This window comes from Tabrizicola sp. (genome assembly GCF_016793705.1).
In the GTDB taxonomy this organism is placed as follows: domain Bacteria; phylum Pseudomonadota; class Alphaproteobacteria; order Rhodobacterales; family Rhodobacteraceae; genus Tabrizicola.
The window spans coordinates 20094-37626 of record NZ_JAEULO010000020.1 but is presented as its reverse complement, the minus strand read 5'-3'; the positions used below and the strand labels follow the sequence as shown (position 1 = coordinate 37626).

The 17533-nt window shown below is 67.9% G+C and carries 15 protein-coding genes and 1 tRNA gene; 7 read left to right on the top strand and 9 right to left on the bottom strand.

From position 1 onward, the window contains the following. Window positions 1-1224, bottom strand: a 1224-nt coding sequence (locus JNJ68_RS03360) for a hydantoinase/oxoprolinase family protein (protein WP_294978956.1), incomplete at its 3' end; no start/stop codon positions are given. Between the two features lie 47 nt (window positions 1225-1271). Here JNJ68_RS03360 and JNJ68_RS03355 point away from each other — a divergent pair. The 3 genes from JNJ68_RS03355 to JNJ68_RS03345 are packed head-to-tail and all read left to right on the top strand — an operon-like array spanning window position 1272 to window position 4581. Then, a complete protein-coding gene (locus JNJ68_RS03355; RefSeq protein ID WP_294978953.1) occupies window positions 1272-2465 on the top strand; it encodes a Xaa-Pro peptidase family protein in 1194 nt (397 codons plus the stop codon). A gap of 50 nt (window positions 2466-2515) precedes the next feature. Continuing rightward, entirely contained in the window at window positions 2516-2962 is a 447-nt protein-coding gene (locus JNJ68_RS03350; protein ID WP_294978950.1) for a DCC1-like thiol-disulfide oxidoreductase family protein, read from the top strand. After that, window positions 2959-4581, top strand: coding sequence for an SDR family oxidoreductase (locus JNJ68_RS03345; RefSeq protein ID WP_294978947.1), 1623 nt, complete (start codon window positions 2959-2961; stop codon window positions 4579-4581). Before JNJ68_RS03350 ends, JNJ68_RS03345 begins: the two co-directional genes overlap by 4 nt. Window positions 4582-4602: 21 nt before the next feature. Here JNJ68_RS03345 and JNJ68_RS03340 read toward each other — a convergent pair whose 3' ends face one another. Next, window positions 4603-5256, bottom strand: a complete 654-nt coding sequence (locus tag JNJ68_RS03340) for an arylesterase (RefSeq protein ID WP_294978945.1) — start codon at window positions 5254-5256, stop codon at window positions 4603-4605. 43 nt (window positions 5257-5299) lie between these two features. Between JNJ68_RS03340 and JNJ68_RS03335 the strand changes: the two genes are divergently transcribed. Together JNJ68_RS03335 and JNJ68_RS03330 are read left to right on the top strand one after the other, a co-directional pair. Further along, window positions 5300-5995, top strand: coding sequence for an ATP-binding cassette domain-containing protein (locus JNJ68_RS03335; protein ID WP_294978942.1), 696 nt, complete (start codon window positions 5300-5302; stop codon window positions 5993-5995). Beyond that, window positions 5992-8505, top strand: a complete 2514-nt coding sequence (locus JNJ68_RS03330; RefSeq protein ID WP_294978939.1) for an FtsX-like permease family protein — start codon at window positions 5992-5994, stop codon at window positions 8503-8505. Before JNJ68_RS03335 ends, JNJ68_RS03330 begins: the two co-directional genes overlap by 4 nt. Here JNJ68_RS03330 and JNJ68_RS03325 read toward each other — a convergent pair. The 5 genes from JNJ68_RS03325 to JNJ68_RS03305 form a co-directional block, all read right to left on the bottom strand. Next, window positions 8502-9248, bottom strand: coding sequence for a class I SAM-dependent methyltransferase (locus JNJ68_RS03325; protein WP_294978936.1), 747 nt, complete (start codon window positions 9246-9248; stop codon window positions 8502-8504). The two genes, JNJ68_RS03330 and JNJ68_RS03325, sit on opposite strands and share 4 nt — an antisense overlap. Before the next feature lie 104 nt (window positions 9249-9352). Further along, on the bottom strand, window positions 9353-10264 hold the full coding sequence (locus tag JNJ68_RS03320) for a pirin family protein (RefSeq protein WP_294978933.1): 912 nt from the start codon (window positions 10262-10264) through the stop codon (window positions 9353-9355). A gap of 157 nt (window positions 10265-10421) precedes the next feature. Beyond that, complete coding sequence (locus JNJ68_RS03315) at window positions 10422-10835, bottom strand: hypothetical protein (RefSeq protein WP_294978930.1); 414 nt, start codon at window positions 10833-10835, stop codon at window positions 10422-10424. 111 nt (window positions 10836-10946) lie between these two features. Next, entirely contained in the window at window positions 10947-11594 is a 648-nt protein-coding gene (locus tag JNJ68_RS03310) for a GntR family transcriptional regulator (protein ID WP_294978928.1), read from the bottom strand. A gap of 33 nt (window positions 11595-11627) precedes the next feature. Next, window positions 11628-12320, bottom strand: coding sequence for a SprT family zinc-dependent metalloprotease (locus JNJ68_RS03305; RefSeq protein WP_294978926.1), 693 nt, complete (start codon window positions 12318-12320; stop codon window positions 11628-11630). 123 nt (window positions 12321-12443) lie between these two features. Here JNJ68_RS03305 and JNJ68_RS03300 point away from each other — a divergent pair, with 123 nt between their 5' ends. Together JNJ68_RS03300 and JNJ68_RS03295 are read left to right on the top strand one after the other, a co-directional pair. After that, window positions 12444-12779, top strand: coding sequence for a TIGR02300 family protein (locus JNJ68_RS03300; RefSeq protein WP_294978924.1), 336 nt, complete (start codon window positions 12444-12446; stop codon window positions 12777-12779). Between the two features lie 105 nt (window positions 12780-12884). Further along, window positions 12885-12960: transfer RNA gene (locus JNJ68_RS03295), tRNA-Ala, on the top strand. A gap of 177 nt (window positions 12961-13137) precedes the next feature. Here JNJ68_RS03295 and JNJ68_RS03290 read toward each other — a convergent pair. Together JNJ68_RS03290 and JNJ68_RS03285 are read right to left on the bottom strand one after the other, a co-directional pair. Further along, a complete protein-coding gene (locus JNJ68_RS03290) occupies window positions 13138-16287 on the bottom strand; it encodes an efflux RND transporter permease subunit (protein WP_294978921.1) in 3150 nt (1049 codons plus the stop codon). Next, window positions 16284-17381 carry an efflux RND transporter periplasmic adaptor subunit gene (locus JNJ68_RS03285; protein ID WP_294978918.1) on the bottom strand — a complete coding sequence of 366 codons (1098 nt, stop codon included), beginning with the start codon at window positions 17379-17381 and terminating at the stop codon, window positions 16284-16286. The genes JNJ68_RS03290 and JNJ68_RS03285 overlap by 4 nt, the downstream gene beginning before the upstream one ends. Window positions 17382-17533 lie beyond the last annotated feature (152 nt).

Sequence of the window (17533 nt, the reverse complement as noted above, 5' to 3'; positions counted from 1 at the left end):
CGCCGCCACCTCCCGCGCCAGCGCCGCGAATTTCTCCCGCACCACTTCCGCGTCGAGCCGCTGGTCCCCGCCCGGCCCGAAGACCGCCGGGAAATGCGCCGGTGACAGCCGCCCCAGCATCACGTTGCAGTCGGTGATCGTCAGCGGCCCGCCACGGCGATAGCTCGCCGGGCCGGGGTTCGCCCCCGCGCTCTCCGGCCCGACCTGGAAGCGCCCGTCCCGGAAGGAACAGATCGACCCGCCCCCCGCCGCGACGGTGTGGATGTCCATCATCGGCGCCCGCATCCGCACGCCTGCAACCTCGGTCTCGAACGATCGTTCATATTGACCCGCATAGTGGCTCACGTCGGTCGAGGTTCCCCCCATGTCGAAGCCGATCAGCCGGTCGAACCCCGCCGCCTCGCCCGTCCGCACCATGCCCACGATCCCGCCCGCAGGCCCCGACAGGATCGCGTCCTTGCCCTGGAACCGGCCCGCCTCGGTCAGCCCGCCGTTCGACTGCATGAACAGAAGCCGCCCCGTCGCCCGTCCCATGTCCAGCGCGCCTTCCACCTGCGCCACATAGCGCCGCAGGATCGGCGAAAGATAGGCATCGACCACCGTCGTATCCCCGCGCGGCACCAGTTTCGCCAGGCGAGACACCTGATGTGACAGGGAAATCTGGCTGAACCCCGCCGCCCGCGCCAGCGCACCCACCCGCGCCTCATGCGAAGGGTTCACATGCCCATGCATCAGCGCCACCGCCACCGCCGCGATCCCCTCAGCCCGCGCTTGCGACAGGGCGGAGGCCACCGCCGCCTCATCCAGCGGCACCACTTCCAATCCCTCGGCGTCCAGCCGCTCCGGAATCTCGAACACCCGTTCATACAGCAGATCGGGCCGCCGGATATCCAGCTCGAACAGCGCCGGTCGCGCCTGCGTCCCGATGCGCAGAAGATCGCCGAACCCCTCGGTGATCAAGAGAGCAACCCGCTCGCCCTTCCGCTCCAAGAGCGCATTCGTGGCAACCGTCGTCCCCATCTTCACCGCCGCGATCGCCCCGTCCGGGATCGGCTCTCCGGCCTTCAGCCCCAGGCAATCGCGGATGCCCTGCACCGCCGCATCCGGGTAGCGCTCCGGGTTCTCCGACAGAAGCTTCACCGTGACCAGCCGCCCCTCCGGCGCCCGCCCCACCACATCGGTGAAGGTGCCGCCCCGGTCGATCCAGAATTCCCACGCGCCCATCGCCCACCCCCTTGCCTTGCCCAATTCGTGGCCCGGGGCATCGGCAGATGCAACACTTGACCGCTGCCGCGCCAAAGGCTTTCCTGCGGCCCATGCCCCTGCACTTCACCCCCGCCGAATACGCCACCCGCCGTGAGAAAGCCCGCGCCGCCTTGCAAACCGCAGGCCTCGACGCGCTCCTCATGTTCGCCCCCGAAAGCCATTTCTGGATATCGGGCTACGACACCTTCGGCTTCGCCATGTTCCAGTGCATGGTCCTGACCGCGAAGGGAGACCTGCACCTCCTGACCCGCACGCCCGACCTGCGGCAGGCGCAATACACCTCCACCCTCGCCACCGAAGAAATCCACATCTGGCAGGACATCGAGGGCGCCTCGCCGGCCCGTGACCTCGCCAACCTCCTCACCGACCTCGGCGTCACCGGCCGCGTCGGCTACGAATCCGACACCGTCGGCCTGACCGACCGCACCGGCCGCGCGCTTCACGCCGCGATCCCCGGTCTGATCGATGCCTCGGACCTGATCCGCGCGCTTCGCCGCGTCAAATCCCCGGCGGAGATCGAGATGCACCGCCGCGCCGCCCAACTGTCCGACGATGCGCTCGACCAGGCCATCCAACTCGCCCGCCCCGGCGCCTTCGAGGGCGACATCCTCGCCGCCATGCAGGGCGCGGTCTTCAAGGGCGGCGGCGATTATGCCGGGAACGAGTTCATCCTCGGCTCCGGCCCCGGCGCGCTTCTCTGCCGCTACTACTCGGGCCGCCGCCACCTGTCCGCCACCGACCAGCTGACGCTCGAATGGTCCGGCGCCTATGCCCGCTACCATGCGGCGATGATGCGGACCATTCTCGTGGGCAAAGCCTCCGACCACCACCGCCGGATGCACGAGGCCGCCGTCGAGGCGCTGACCGCCTGCGAAGCGGCCATCCGCCCCGGCGCCCCGATGGGTGATGTCTACGCCGCCCATGCCCGCGTCTTCGACGCCCGCGGCCTGTCACACGCCCGGCTGAGGGCCTGCGGCTACGGCATGGGCGCGGTCTACAACCCGATCTGGGTCGACTTCCCGATGTTCTACGAAGGCAACCCGCTGATCATGCAGGAGGGCCAGGTCTTCTTCCTGCACATGATCCTGATGGACAGCGAGGCAGGCGAGGCGATGACCCTCGGCCATTCGGTCCTGGTCACGGCGAACGGGGTCGAGCGCCTCTCCCGCCACGGGCTGGACCTGATCCTGAACGCCTGAGGCACCACGTCCTCTTGCGCGGCACCGCCCGGCAGGCCACCCTGCCCCGCATGTCCGCCTGTTCCTACCGCGACGACCCCGCCGTCCCCGCCTTCGACGACAGCGCCCCCGTCGCGGTGATGGACGCCGAATGCGCCATCTGCAGCTGGGGCGCGCGGATGATCCACCGGCTTGACCGCGCGGGCACCACAAGGATCTGCCCGATCCAGTCGCCCCTCGGCAACGCGCTCCTCACCCATTACGGCCTCGACCCGCAGGATCCGGCCAGCTGGCTTTTCCTCGACGACGGACAGGCCCACAAGGATTTTGAGGCCGTCCTTCACGCCGGTCGCCGTTACGGCGGGCTCGGCTACCTCACCCAGACCCTGCGCCTGATCCCCCGCCCCCTCCGCGACTGGCTCTACCGCCGCCTGGCCCGCAACCGCTATGCGCTCTTCGGCCGGGCCGACCTCTGCGCGCTGCCCGACCCGGCCCTCCAGCGCCGCCTTCTGAAATGAAGGTCCTGATCCTCGGCGGCACCGGCGTCTTCGGGATGCGCCTTGCCCGGCTTCTGGCCCGCGACGGCCACCGGCTGACCATCGCCGCCCGCAATCTTCCCGCCGCGCAGGCCTTCGCCGACGAACTGGGCGCCAGCGCCCTGAAGCTCGACCGCACCGGCGACCTTTCCCCTCTGCGCGGCCACGAGGTCGTCATCGACGCCGCCGGGCCCTTCCACGCCTATGGCGCAGATCCCTACCGTCTGGCCCGCGCAGCCCTAGGCCTTGGCGCCCACTACCTCGACCTCGCCGACAACGCCGCCTTCTGCGACGGGATCGCCACGCTGGACGCCGAGGCCCGCGCCGCAGGCAAGGCCGCCATTTCCGGCCTCTCCTCCGTCCCCGCCATCTCCAGCGCCGCCGTCCGCGCCCTCGTCGGCCCCGACCGGCCGCTCATGATCGACAGCGCCATCCTCCCCGGCAACCGCAGCCCGCGCGGCCTGTCCGTCATGGCCTCGATCCTGTCACAGGCGGGCCGCCCCTTCCCCCTCTATCAGGCCGGGCGATGGACAATCGCGACCGGCTGGTCCGCCCCGCAGGATTACACCCTCCCCGGTGGTCTCACCCGGCAGGGCTGGCGGATCGAGGTGCCCGACACGCGCCTCTTCCCCGCCCATTTCGGCGCCCATACCGTCGACTTCCGCGCCGGCCTGGAACTGGGGATCATGCGCTACGGCCTCGCCGCCTTCGCCCTGCTCCGCCGCCTGGTCCCCTTCCCCGTCGCCACGCCCCTCGTCCGCGCCTTCCGCCTTGTCGCAGACCTCCTCGCCCCCTTCGGCACCGGCATCGGCGGCATGTCCGTCACCGTCACCACCGCCACCCAGCGCCACAGCTGGTCCCTGCTGGCCGAAGACGGCGACGGCCCCTTCGTCCCCGCCGTCGCCATCCGCGCCCTTCTCCGCCGCGCTACCCTGCCGACCGAGGCCGCCTCGGCCCTCGAAATCGTCACCCTCGACGAACTCGAAGCCGCGATGTCCGACCTCTCCATCCGCTTCGAACGCCGGAGCGAGGCGCTGGACCCGATCTTCCCCCGCATCCTCGGCCCGGCCTTCGCCACCTTGCCGGAAGCCGTCCGCGCCACTCACCAGACCGCAGGCATCACCCGCTGGACAGGTCGGGCCTCGGTCACACGCGGGACCGACCTCTGGAGCCGCCTCCTCGCCACACTCTTCCGCTTCCCGCCCGCAAGCGAAGACACGCCTGTCGAAGTCACCAAGACCGTCACCGCCAAAGGGGAAACCTGGTCCCGCCGCTTCGGCGCCCGCAGCTTCCGGTCATATCTGGCCGCCACGCCGCACGGCATGACCGAACGCTTCGGTCCCTTCACTTTCCGGCTTCGCCTGTCCGTCCGGAACGGCGCGCTGCACTATCCGGTGACCGCCGGGCGTCTCGGGCCCGTCCCGATGCCGCGCTGGCTGCTCCCCGCCTCCGAGGCGCGGGAATACGAGGAGAACGGCCGGTTCCACTTCGACGTCCGCTTGCTGGCGCCCCTCACCGGCGCCCTGATGGTCCACTATCGCGGCCACCTCGACCCCGCCACACCAGACACCTCTCACCCCGCAAGTCTGAAAATTTTCTAGAAAATTTTTAGATTTGGCCCATCACGACCCTACCTTCGCCAGCAATTCCTCGACCTTCGGCCCCAGCCCTTCGACGATCAGCTTCACGCCCTCCGGGTTCGGGTGCAGCCCGTCCGCCTGCATGAAAGCGGCCAGCGAAGCCGGGTCCGCAGGGTCCGCCCCCGCCGCGCGCAGGCCACCAAAGAAATCCTCCGCCAGAAGCGTCCCATACTGCCCCGCCAGATCGCCATACATCGCGTCGAACGCCGCCTTGTACTCCGGTCCGAAGTTCCCCGACGCCTTCATCGCCACCAGAAGCACCGGCAGCTTCCGCGCCGAGGCCTCCTTTAGGATGCCCTCCAGATTGGCCCTCGATGCCGCCGGGTCGATCCCGCGCAACAGGTCGTTGCCACCCAGCGTCACGATCAACGCATCGGCTTCCGGTCCCAGCGCCCAGCCGATCCGCGCCAGACCGCCCGCCGTCGTATCGCCCGACACCCCGGCATTCTGCACCACCACGTCATGCCCCCGGGCCTTCAGCCAGCCTTCCAGCACCGGGACCAGCCCCTGCGACTGCTCCTCCAGCCCGTAGCCCGCCGTCAGGCTGTCGCCCAGCGCGACAACCGTAACCGGCTCCGCCGCCACCACCCCGACCGTCAATAACGTGACCGCGATCCCATTGCGCAGCCCGGCCATCGCGCCATATCCCTTTGACAGGCAAGCCCGAAGGATCCCCCCGATGCCCGAAGACATTCTCGCGCTGACCGACGCGCGGCTGACCCTTGCAGGCAATGCCGGGCCGGTCGACATCCTGAAGGGCATAACATTGACCATCCATCGGGGCGAAACGGTCGGGCTCATCGGGCCATCGGGGTCGGGCAAATCGTCGCTCCTCATGCTTCTGGGCGGGCTGGAGCGTGCCACCGGCGGCCGCGTCCTGGCGCTGGGGCAGGACCTGACCGCGATGGACGAAGACGCGCTCGCCCGCTTCCGCCGGGGGAATATGGGGGTTGTCTTCCAAAGCTTCCACCTGATTCCCACGATGACCGCGCTGGAGAACGTGGCCTTGCCGTTGGAACTGGCGGGCGCACCCGATGCCTTCGACCGCGCGCAGGCGGAACTGACGACGGTGGGCCTTGGCCCCCGGATGCACCACTACCCCAGCCAGATGTCCGGCGGCGAGCAGCAGCGCGTCGCCCTCGCTCGCGCCGCCGCGCCCCGTCCCGCGATCCTTCTGGCCGACGAGCCCACCGGCAATCTCGACGGCGTCAACGGGCAGGCGATCATGGACCTGCTCTTCTCCCTCCGCGACCGCCACGGCGCGACGCTGGTCCTCGTCACCCATGCCCCGGAACTGGCCCAGCGCTGCGACCGGATCATCCGCCTCGCCGATGGCCTCCTCGCCGACGCACCCCTTGCCAAGGCCGCCGAATGAGCCTTGCCCTCACCATCGCCCGGCGCGAGCTGCGCGGCGGCCTCAGGGGCTTCCGCGTCTTCCTCGCCTGCCTCGCCCTCGGCGTCGCCGCCATCGCCGCCGTGGGCACCCTGCGCGCGGGTATCCAGCAGGGCCTGACCGATCAGGGCGCCGTCATCCTCGGCGGCGATGCCGAGATGCGCTTCACCTATCGCAGCGCCGACGCTGACGAACGCGCTTACATGGACCGGATCGCCACCCAGGTCTCCGAAGTCTACGACTTCCGCTCCATGGCACTCATCGACGGCGACCAGGCCCTCACGCAAGTGAAGGCGGTCGACAGCGTCTGGCCCCTCACCGGCACCGCCCAGCTCGACCCGGCCGTATCCGTCAGCGAAGCCCTCGCCGACCAGAACGGCCTCCCCGGCGCCATCATGGACCCCGTCCTGATCGACCGCCTAGGCCTTGCCCTCGGCGACACCTTCCGCCTCGGCACCCAAACCTTCCGCCTCACCGCCGCCCTGACCCGCGAGCCCGACAGCGCCTCCACCGGCTTCACCCTCGGCCCCCGCACCGTCGTCCGCGCCGACGCGCTGACAAACTCCGGCCTCCTCGCATCCGGCTCGATGTACGAAACGCGCTACCGCCTCCTCCTCCCCCCCGAGGCCGACCTGCAAAGCCTCGAAGACGAAGCCGAGAAAACCTTCCGCGACAAGGGCATGCGCTGGACCGACAGCCGCAACGCCGCCCCCGGCATCGAGCGCTTCGTGACCAACATCGGCAGCTTCCTCGTCCTCGTCGGCCTGGCCGGGCTGGCGGTGGGCGGCGTCGGCATCCAGGCCGCGATCCGCGCCTACCTCGACGGCAAGACCGCCACCATCGCCACCCTGAAAACCCTCGGCGCGGAAGGCGGCCTGATCTTCCGCAGCTACCTCTGGCAGACCGCGCTGCTCTCCGCCCTCGGCATCGCCATCGGCCTCGCCCTGGGGGCCGTCATCCCCCTCGCCGCCGCCCCCCTGATCGAGGCCTCGCTCCCCTTCCCCGCCGAGATCCGCCTCGCCCCCACGGCGCTCCTCGAAGCCGCCTTCTACGGCACCCTCTCCGCCCTCATCTTCACCCTCCTCCCCCTCGCCCGGACCGAACGCATCCGCCCCGCCGCCCTGTATCGCGGCGGCACCGGCACCCGCGCCTGGCCGAGGAAGCGCTACCTGACAGCTCTCGCCCTCCTCGCCGCCACCCTGATCGGCGCCGCCACCTGGCTCTCCGGCATCCCCGAGCTTGCCCTTGGCGCAGCCGGAGGCGTCCTCGGCGCCCTTCTCATCCTTGCGCTGGCCGCCCTCGCACTCCGCAAGGCCGCAAGAGGCCTCGCCCGCAGCCGACTCGCAAGGGGCCGCCCCGCCACCCGCGCCGCGCTGGCCGCCATCGGCGCGCCAAGGTCCGACGCCACCTCCGTCATCCTCTCCCTCGGCCTCGGCCTCTCCGTCCTCGCCGCCGTTGGCCAGATCGACTGGAACCTGCGCCAGGCCATCGCCACCGACCTGCCGAGCCGCGCCCCGGCCTTCTTCTTCATCGACATCCAGCCCGACCAGATCGACCCCTTCCTCGCGCTGATGAAAGCGAACCCCGCCGTCACCGAGATGGAAACCGCGCCCATGCTGCGCGGCGTGATCACCCGGATCAACGACCGCCCCGCGCGCGAGGTGGCAGGCGACCACTGGGTCGTCCGCGGCGACCGCGGCATCACCTACGCCGCCACCCCCGGCCCCAAGACCCGCATCACCGCCGGAACCTTCTGGCCCGAGGACTATACCGGCGATCCCCAGATCAGCTTCGCCGCCAAGGAAGCCGAGGAAATCGGCCTGAAGCTCGGCGACACGATGACCGTCAACATCCTCGGCCGCGACCTGATCGCGACGATCACCTCCTTCCGCGAGGTCGACTTCTCAAACGCCGGAATCGGCTTCGTGATGACGCTGAACCCCTCGGCGCTGGCCGGTGCGCCGCACAGCCATATCGCCACCGTCTACGCCCCGCCCGAGGCCGAAGCGGAAATCCTGAAGGCGGTGACGAAGACCTGGCCCAACATCACCGCCATCGGCATCCGCGAGACGGTGGACCGCGTGGCCGAGGCGCTGTCGGCCATCGCCACCGCCACCGCCTGGGCCGCGGCCGGGACGCTCCTCACCGGCTTCGTCGTGCTGATCGGCGCGGCGGCGGCGGGCGAGCGCGCCCGGATCTACGAATCCGCGATCCTGAAGACGCTGGGCGCCACGCGGGGCAAGATCCTCGCCAGCTTCGCCCTTCGCTCGGCGCTCATGGGCGCCGCCGCCGGCGTGGTCGCCGTCATCGCCGGGGGCCTCTCCGGCTGGGCCGTCATGACCTTCGTGATGGACACCGGCTACCGCTTCGAACCGCTCTCCGCCCTCGGCATCGTCCTGGGCGGCATCCTCGCCACCCTCCTCGCCGGGCTCTTCTTCGCGCTGCGTCCGCTCAACGCCCGCCCGGCGGGAATCCTGCGCACGCAGGACTAGGGAGTCACCGCTCGCGGCTCCAGCGCCCGGTCGAAGCCAAGGCTCGCCGCGCGGAACAGCGGGAAACCGGCCCGCCGCTCGGCCCGCCCGGAGGCCATCTGGAACGAGGCGAAGAAGCGCTCCACCCCGAACGCCTCGATGGTCATGTCCGAGAAGTCCCCGACGATCCGCTCGTAGTTCGCCGAAAGCACCCGGTTTTCCGGGCTCAGCCCGCTGACGGCCACAAGGCCGGTCGGCTGACAGTCCAGCACGGTCAAGTGCAGGTCCGGCCGCCAGGCTTGCAGGATCGGGATCAGCTTCCAGACATCCCCCGTCCAGGCCCGCTTCGGCAGGTTGTCGAGGTCCCGCGTCGTCATGCCCGTGCCGGAGGGCACGCAGTCATGCAGCAAGATCACGCCGCCCGGGTCCATCGCCGCTTCGGTGTTGATGAGATCGCGCAACAGGAACTCGAACAGGTGCATCCCGTCCAGGAAGGCCAGCCCCAGACGTATCCCGTTCCGCGCCAGGAAGCCCGATGCGAAGAAATCGTCGCTGGTCTGCTGGAAGACGTGCAGGGCCGGCTTCCTGCCGATGATGTTGACCTCGGCCTGGAAGAACGGGTCGACCGCGATCGTCTTCGACCGGACTGGAGCGAACGACTTGCCCGCCCGGCAGCCGACCTCGAGATACCAGTCGAACAGGCAGGTTTCGTGCAGGGCCGACAGGAAGCGGTAATAGGGCATCCCGGAGGGTTTCAGAAACATCGGCGCTCCCGCGGCTGAAGGCGGGCGCACTCTGCCCGGGCGCGGGCCGCGTTGCAACCCGCCGGAAAGCCTCGGGCCCGCCGGTCAGGGCCGGCCCGAGGGGATCAATGCGCCGGGCGAATGAAGGTCCCGTTGCGCAGTTCGGTGAACGCCTGCCGCAGTTCCGCCTCGCTGTTCATCACGATCGGCCCGGCCCAGGCCACCGGCTCCTCGATCGGCGCACCGCTGACCAGCAGGAACCGCACCCCCTCCGGCCCCGCCGTCACCACCACCTCGTCGCCCGCCCCGAAGCGGACCAGCGTCCGGTTGCCGGAAAGGTCGCGGATGTTGACCTCCTTGCCCTGCACTTCCTTCTCCAGCAGCACGCCCTCGGGCCGGGCCGCATCGCGGAAGCTGCCCGCGCCCTCGAAGACATAGGCAAAGGCCTGGCGGCGGGTATCCACCTTGAAGGTCTTCCGCTTGCCCGCAGGCACGAAGACGTCCAGATACTGCGGGTCCGCCGCGATGCCATCGACCGGGCTCTTCACCCCGCGATAGTCCCCGATCACCACCCGGATCGAGGTGCCATCATCCTCATGCCGCTCCGGCAACGCCTCGGCGGACATGTCCTGATAGCGCGGCGCGGTCATCTTCAACGCGCGCGGCAGGTTGCCCCACAGCTGGAAGCCATGCATCCGCCCCAGATCGTCGCCCTTCGGCATCTCCTGGTGCAGGATCCCCCGCCCGGCGGTCATCAGCTGCAACGACCCCGGCCCAAGGACGCCCTTGTTGCCAAGGCTGTCGCCATGCTCCACCGTCCCCGCCAGCACATAGGTGATCGTCTCGATCCCCCGGTGAGGGTGCCAGGGGAACCCGGCGGCATAGTCGCTTGGCCGGTCATTGCGGAAATCGTCGAACAACAGGAACGGGTCCGCCTCGGTCGGGTCCTGGAACCCGAAGGCACGGTGCAGATGGACGCCAGCGCCTTCGATAGCGGGCTGGGCGCGGCGGGTTTCGAGAACGGGACGGATGGACATGGGTCTCTCCTGATTGCGTTGGGCAGAAGATGGGGCCACCTCGTCCCAGCGCCAAGATGCAAATACGAGGGCGATCTGTGCGGGGGCGCACCATATGGTGTTAGAACAGCCCTCGTTGCGCGCGGGGGATCGACTACCCATTTTGTCCCGAATGGACCTATGGGCCCTGCACGAATAGAACGCCCTGGCCCGGGGTATCATCCGGTATCACAATCACGACTGTCTGGTCATTTGATCGGAAATACTGGCCGGGCATCGCAGGGTCTGTATGCAGCAAGGCTTCCTTCCCAAGAGAAGCCAAGCAATCCTTACCATCAAGCACAGTTGCCGAGATACCCACCGTCTGATCGTGATCTTGGGCGAACTCTTGCATTGACGCCTGTCGGGTCCAGTGGCCACGTTCGGTCGCAAAGCGCTGCAGTTCATATGAAGGATCGTCCGCGGAAAGGCTGACTGCGAAAACCGCTACAGCTGGTGTTAGTCCAAGCGTGCCGCCGCAAGTGTCGGTGATCTGAATAACCGTGCCCGTCGGAAAGACTTCTGACAAGTACTCGTGCAGGGCGCCTTCCACAGTACAACCAGACAGCATGCTTGCAAACGCTGCGACTCCTAACAAATCCCTAACGCCCACGATCAACCCTTTGATTTTGCTGCATCGAAAAATCTGTCCACCGTGGACACCTCACCCCGCCAGATGCCGCAGCCCTTGGGTCACGTCGGTCCTGACCGCCAGCCGCAGCCCCGGCTCGTCCCCGGCCTTCAGGGCGGCGAGGATCATCCGGTGGTGGGTCGGAGGCTCCCTCCGCTTCACCTTTGCATAGACCGCCCGCATCGTCGGCCCCAGCTGCAGCCAGACCGTCTCGCACATCGCCAGCATCGCCGGGGTCTGGGCCCGCAGATAGAGCGTCCGGTGGAACTCCAGGTTGGTGCGGACATAGGTGACCGCATCCCCCCGCACCGCCGCCTCGCCGTTCATCAGGTTGATCGCCGTCAGCCGTTCGATCAGCGCGAAATGGGCGCGCGGCAGCGCGCGGGCCGCCATCTCCGGCTCCAGAAGCGCCCGGATCGCCGCCAGCTCCTCGATCCGCTCGGGGGTCAGCTCCGGCGTCGAAATCCGGCCCGAGGAGGACAAGGTCAGCGCCCCCTCCGCCACCAGCCGCCGCACCGCCTCGCGCGCGGGGGTCATCGAGACGCCAAACTGCTTGCCCAGCCCTCGCAGCGTCAGCGACTGGCCGGGGTCCAGCTCGCCATGCATGACCTGCTGGCGGAGCGCCCGGTAAAGCCGCTCATGCGCGGCGGCGTTGGGGTCGGGGGGGCGCGGGGTCAGCATGGGCGTCAGGGAAACACCCCGGCCCGGCAGGGGTCAATCCTGAAAGCGAAAGGCGTGCAGGGTCTGGCCGTTCGCCTTCAGCCAGTCCCGGTGCCGCTTCCAGTCCGGGCAGATGCCGGTCACCACCCGCCAATAGGCCGGGGAATGGTTCAGCTCCACCAGATGCGCCACCTCATGCGCCGCCACATAGTCCAGCACCGGCGGCGGGGCGAGGATCAGCCGCCAGGAATACATCAGCCGCCCGTCTGGGGAACAGGAACCCCAGCGGGACCGGGTGTCGCGGATGGCGAGCGAGGTATAGCGGCGGCCCACCAGCCCGGCATGGCGGGTGGAGGCGGTGGCGAGCCGGTCGCGGGCCAGCACCTTCAGCCAGGCAGCGACCTTGGGACCGACGGTCGCCGGATCGCCGGGCACCAGCAGCAGGTCGCCCTCGACCCGCACCCCGCGGCCGGTGGCGGGGGTCAGCACCAGATCTCGCCCCTCGACCGGGATCACCGCACCGTGGCTGACCGCCCGCAGGGCTTGGGCGGGCATCGCCGACAGGGTCTGGCGCAGCCAATCCTCGTTGCCCTTCAGAAAGGCCAGCGCCTCGCCCTCCCGCGCGCGCAAGGGCATCGACAGCGTGACCTTGCCGTCCAGCCGCGAGACTCGCAGCGAGAACCGCCGGGCGCGGGAGGACCGTCTAAGATACACCTCGACCGGTGGCGTCCCTGGAAGAACCGGCATGAAATCCCCTTGAATCGCAGGCTGACCATAGCCATTTCCCCGGCCACACAAAAGGCTTTGACAGTCGCCCGCGCCTGTGGCAAGCGGCAGCTTTCCCGGCTTCCACCACCCGAAGGGATCACCATGCCCAAAGCAGAATGGGGCACCAAGCGTATCTGCCCGACGACCGGCAAGCGCTTCTACGACCTCAACAAAACCCCGATCGTCAGCCCCTACACGGGCGAGGTCGTGGACATCGAATCCGTCCGCCGCAAGATGGCTGCCTCGGTCATCTCGCGCGCCGTGCCCGACAAGGACGATGACGTCCTGGTCGAGGACCTGGAAAACGAAGACGCGCTTCTGGAAGGCGCGGCGGCCGACGACAACGAGATGGACGACGATCTTCTGGAAGACGACGCCGACGACAACGTCTCGCTCGACGACCTGGCCGACGTGCCTGGCGACGAGGAAGAAGTCTGAGGCCAAGCGTCGGAGGATAGGGGCGATTTTCCCCCTTGCACCCCCCGGCGACCTGGCCTAGATACCCGGCATCGCGGCGGAAACGGCGTGATGCTTCTCTCCGGTGGGGTCATAGCTCAGATGGGAGAGCGCTTGAATGGCATTCAAGAGGTCGGGAGTTCGATCCTCCCTGGCTCCACCAAAGAGAGACTGAATGCGGGGCGGTTCTGACCGCCCCTTTTCATTTTCCGCCGATTGACAGAAGCCATATACCAGTCATCCCCGCGAAAGCGGGGATCCATCTTCGAGTTTCGTCTCCTTGGGTCCCCGCTTTCGCGGGGATGACAGGTGTTACAGGGCGGGCAAACCCGCCCTTGCCCTACTCCGCCGGTTGCGCCCTGCTCCGGCCCCGCAGCTTCTCGGGGCGGAACTTCGCATACCATTCCCGCCGCTTCGCCCGCTGCCAGAACCAGGGCTTCGGGTTGTCGGCCCGCGTCACCAGCATCAGCATCGAGGGGATGATGATCAGGGTCAGCACGGTGGCAAAAGCCAGCCCATAGACGATGGCCGAGGACAGCGCGATCCACCATTGGGTCGAGGGCGCGCCGATGGTGACTTCGTGGTTCAGGATCTCCATGTTCAGGCCGAAGGCGATGGGCAGCACGCCGAGGATCGCGGTCATCGCGGTCAGCACCACGGGCCGCGCCCGTTCGCGGCAGGTCTGCAGGATCGCCTCGATCTTCGGGCGGCCCTCCCGTCGCAGCGAATCGTAGGTGTCGATCAGCACGATGTTGTTGTTCACCACCACGCCCGCCAGCGCGATGATGCCAATGCCGGTCATCACCATGGTGAAAGGCTGCGCCATGATCATCAGGCCCAGAAGCACGCCGATGGTGGACATGATCACCGCCGACAGCACCAGCCAGACCGAGGTGAAGTTGTTGAACTGGGCCAGAAGCACGATGAAGATCAGGAAGACCGCCGCGGCGAAGGCTTTGGACAGGAAGGCCCCGGCGGCGGCCTGTTCCTCATCTTCGCCGGCAAGCTTCCAGCGGACGCCGATCTTGTCCAATCCTGCCGCATCCATCTCTTTCGTGATCTGGGCATAGATCGCATCGGCCTGCACGCCTTCGCGGATGCCCGCCTGCACCGTCACGGTGCGCGCGCCATCGAGTCGGGTCAGATTGCCGGTCGTGGGCGCGGCGGTGCGGGTGACGAAGTTGGAAATCGGCACCGACCCCTCGGCCGTCTGGATGCGCAACTGGTCCAGGGCCGAGATCGTTCGCTGGTCGGCGGGCAGGCGCAGCACGATGTCCACCGCATCGTCTGCCCCGGCGGGGCGGTAGTCCGACAGTTTCAGCCCGCTGGTGACAAGCTGCACCATGCCCCCCACCGTCGAGGGCGCGATGCCATAGCGCGAGGCGGCGGCGCGGTCGACCTGAAGCTCCCAGTCCACGCCGGGTGGCGGCAGGCCGTTGGAAATGTCGATCACGTCCGGGATCTGCGCCAGCCGGGCCGCGACCTCCAACGCGACTTCGTTCAGATGAGTCGGGTCCTCGGCAGAAAGCTGAACCTGGATCGCCTTGCCGGTCGGCGGCCCGGCCTGCGGAACCGAGACCTGGATATCCACTCCGGGAATGCCGACCATCGCCTGCCGCAGGTCGGCCAGGATGGCATTGGCGTTCTTCCTTTCCCGCCAGTCGACAAATTCGTACTGGATCGTGCCGATCACATCGGCATCGACCTCGTTGCCCTGCCCGCCACCTGCGCCGGTGCGGGTGTAGACCGTCTCGACCCCCGGCCAGCCGAGGATGCGCTTCTCGGCCTGGGCCACCAACGCATCCTTTTCCGCGATGGAAAGGTTGCCGCGCGCCTTGACGTAGAGCAGGCCGAATTCGGGCTCCACATCGGGGAAGAAGATCATGCCCTTGCCGTACTTGGCATAGGCGAAGGGAACCGCGAACAACAACCCGATTGCCAGGAACAGCATGATCACCGGGTGCCGGACCGCCTTGCCGACCAGCCACATATAGGCCCCATCCTTGTGCTCGGGCGGGTGCTTGAAGGGCTTGGCGATGATCGCACCCAACGTCGGCACGAAGATCAGCGCATAGACCAGTGAGGCGGAGAGGGTGACGATCAGGGTGATCGGCAGGTATTTCATGAACTCGCCGACGATGCCGGGCCAGAACAGCAAGGGCGAGAAGGCCGCGACCCGGGTCATGGTCGCGGCGACCACCGGTCCGGTCATCCGGTGCGAGGCCATGGCGAAAGCCTCGCGCTTCTCCATCCCCTCGGACATGCGGCGCTCGGCGAATTCGGTGACGATGATCGCGTCGTCGACCAGCATCCCGACCGCGAGGATCAGCGAGAAGAGGACGACGATGTTGACGGTGTAGCCCATCAGCGACAGCGACAGCATCCCCATCAGGAAGGAGGCCGGGATGGCCAGACCGATCAGCAGCGAGGCGCGGACGGAAAGCGCGTAGAGGATGACGATAAAGACCAGAATCACCGCGGTCAGAACCGAGTTCTGCAGGTCGAAGAGCAACTGGCGGATGTCCTTCGACTTGTCCTGGCTGAAGCTCACCTCGGTGCCTTCGGGGAGGTATTGCTTGAAGGCTTCGGTGACGGCCTTCACCTGGTCGACCGTTTCGATCAGGTTCGCCCCGGTGCGTTTCGACACCTCGATGGCGATGGCGGGTTGGCCGTCAAGACGCGTGACGGTCTCGGGTTCCTTCATCGTCGGCAGGATGTCGGCGATATCGCGGACGCGCACCGTGGCGGTGCCGGTCGAGACGACGGGCAGGTTCGCCACATCCTCGATGGTTTCCAAGAGCGAGGGCACCTTGATCGCATAGCGGCCCTCGGCTCCCTGCAGCGCCCCGGCGGCAACGAGCTGGTTCCCGGCGGCGAAACCGGCAATCAGCAGGTCGGGGCGCAACCCGTAGGTGGCCAGCTTGCCGGGGTCGATGACGACCTCGACCAGATCGTCACGCACGCCTTGCAACTCGGCATTCAGGACCGGGGGCAGTTCCTCGATCCGGTCGCGCAGCTCGCGCCCCGCCTTGGCCAGCACCCGTTCCGGCACATTGCCCGACAGGGTGATGACCAGGATCGGGAATTCCGACAGGTTGACTTCGTTTACCGTGGGTTCGTCGGCGCCGTCCGGCAGTTCGGGCCGCGCCATGTCGACCTTGTTCCGCACATCGTCCAAGGCCTTCTTCAGATCGGCCCCGGCCTGGAATTCGAGCAGCACATAGCCACCGTTCTGGTAGGCGGTCGAGGACATCTTCTTGATGCCGGTGATGGACTTCAGCGAGGTTTCCATCGGGCGGAGCAGCAGGCGTTCGCTGTCCTCAGGCGAGATGCCGTCGTAGTGCATCGAAACATAGATTTGCGGAATCTGGATGTCCGGCTCGGCCTCCTTGGGGATCGAGATATAGGCCATCGTCCCGGCCAGCATCAGGAACAGCAGGACCGAAATGGTCAGCCGGGCATTGGCTATGGCGGTTTCGACGATCCTCATTGGCCGACCCCGGCCGCGACGTCGACTTTTTCGCCGTTGCTGACGAGGTCCTGCCCGGCGGTGATGATGCGCACGCCTTCAGAAACGCCGGTAACGACGAGTCCCTCGGGCGTGTCGTCGATGATCTTGACGGGGGCGAACTGGGCCAGGTTGTCGGCGCCGACGACGCGGAGGCCAAGCGTTCCGTCATCGGCCAGGGTGACGATCGAACGCGGCACGACCACCGCGCGGGTTGGCGCCGCGAAAAGCGAGACCTCGGCGGTCATGCCGGAGGGCAGCGCGAGGTCGGGGTTCGGCAGGGCGATCTCCACCGGGAAGGTGCGCGTCTGGGCCGAAGCCTCACGCGCGACGAGGCGGACGGTGCCCTCCATCTCGGTGCCGTTCACGAGGCGGACCTTCGCGGTCGAGCCGACGGCAACACTGCCGAGGTCGACCTCGCTGACCTCGGCCTTCACGAGGATCGGGTCCAGCGCCAGGATGGTGGCAACGGGGGTGCCGGTCTGGACCCATTCGCCAAGCTCGACCGAGACGGAATCGACGATCCCGGCGAAGGGGGCCTTCAGTCGCAGACGGTCGGCAGCGGCATGGGCGCGGTTCAGTTCGGCTTGGGCGGCGTCACGGGCGGACCGGGCGTTCGTGAGGTTCGACTCTGAGGTGCTGCCGCCCTGAAAGAGCTTTTCAGCAACCTCCAGGTCACGCTCCTTCTGCGCCAGCGCGATCTGGGCGATCTCTTCCTGGGCGACGGTTTCCGGGCCTTCCAGAACCATCACCACCCCCCCGGCCTCGACCATGCCGCCCTTCGACAGGGCCAGCGAGGCAATCACGCCCTCGGCCCTCGCGGCAAGCTCCACACGCTTGTCAGCCTCGGTGATGCCGGACAGCCGGATCTCGCGCGCATGGTCGATGAACGCCGGATCGACTGCCGAAACCGTGCGGACGAGGGGCGCCGGTTCGGCGGCTGGGGTCTCGGACGTAGGGGATTCCCTACCCTCTGCCGTCTCGGCGCTGCCGACGGAAGAGAACTCTCCGGTCGCGATCCAGGCGGCGGCGCCGACCATGACGCAGAAGGCAGCAATTCGGTGGAACTTCGGCATGATCGGAAATACCCGGGGAAGCTGTTGATCGGAAAGGACTACGCCCGTCGCGGGTCGCCACCTGGCCTCGCCGTGGAAATTATCGCACCACTGGAAACACGGACGCGAGCAGTGATAGCGCTCGCAGGAAGCAAGGTCCAGCCCGGTGTTGC